We start from the raw sequence: 1,057 nt of genomic DNA on the forward strand, positions 1-1,057 counted from the left end.
GATGAATTATAAAATTAAGTGCAACACCCCAAAGTGAACACAAAAAAGCCCATAGCGACGGCCTCGTGTAGAATGAAGTTACCACACAAACATTCAGACGGAGGAATCGCTATGAGCTACACCCATCTTACCACACCCGAACGCGTGAAAATAGAGACCTATCTGGAGCTCGGGATGTCCATCCGGTCCATCGCGAGACGGCTCGGGCGACAGCCCTCGACCGTCTCGCGGGAGATCAGACGCAATCCCGGCTACGAGGCCGAACGTGCACAGAGACGCTACGTGAAGGCGAAAGCCAACTGCGGCGCCAAGACGAAACTCGACGACATGATGCGTCTGACGATCATCGAGAAACTGCGTGCGACCTGGTCCCCAGAACAGATCACGGGACGCCTTTTTGACGGGAAGATCGCCTTCTCGACCATCTATCGCTGGATCTATTCAGGACTGATCGACGTGCCGGCTACCGTGCTCCGCCAGAAGGGGAAGCGCCGAAAACCGGTAGAGACACGCGGTCGCATCAACGTCGGGCTGACCATCTCGGACCGCCCGCGGGAGGTGCGCACACGCGAGACGTTCGGGCACTGGGAGCTCGACACGGTCGTTTCAGGACGTGGGAAGTCGAAGGCCTGCGTCGCGACGTTCGTCGAGCGCAAGAGCCGGTTCTATCTCGCCCTGCCGATCACGGACCGTAGCGCGTCCTCGATGGAGGAGGCGATCCACACGGTCCACGGTGCCTTCCCTGGGGGCGCTTTCAAGACGGCGACGACGGACCGGGGCAAGGAGTTCAGCTGTCACGAGCGCATCCGGTCATCACTCGGCGTGCCACTTTATTTCGCCGATCCGTACTCGTCGTGGCAACGCGGCAGCAACGAGAACGCCAACGGCCTCCTGCGCGAGTTCTTCCCGAAAGGATCGGACTTCGCGACGGTCGGCCGGGGAGAGATCGTGGACGCGCTCGCCAAGATCAATGGTCGCCCACGGAAGTGCCTGGGCTGGAAGACCGCACACGAGGCCTTCGTGGAGGAAGTGTTGCGCTTAATTTGACAAACCGTCG

1 protein-coding gene is annotated in these 1,057 nt (G+C 60.1%); it reads left to right on the forward strand.

Annotation, left to right across the window (positions count from 1 at the left end; genetic code table 11):
* Window positions 1-111: 111 nt before the first annotated feature.
* The gene (locus tag EVJ30_RS15005; RefSeq protein WP_131469575.1) at window positions 112-1,047 is read left to right on the forward strand and encodes an IS30 family transposase; all 936 of its coding nucleotides are present in this window, start codon (window positions 112-114) and stop codon (window positions 1,045-1,047) included.
* Window positions 1,048-1,057 lie beyond the last annotated feature (10 nt).

Source organism: Exiguobacterium sp. SH5S13 (assembly GCF_004337085.1).
GTDB lineage: Bacteria > Bacillota > Bacilli > Exiguobacteriales > Exiguobacteriaceae > Exiguobacterium > Exiguobacterium aurantiacum_A.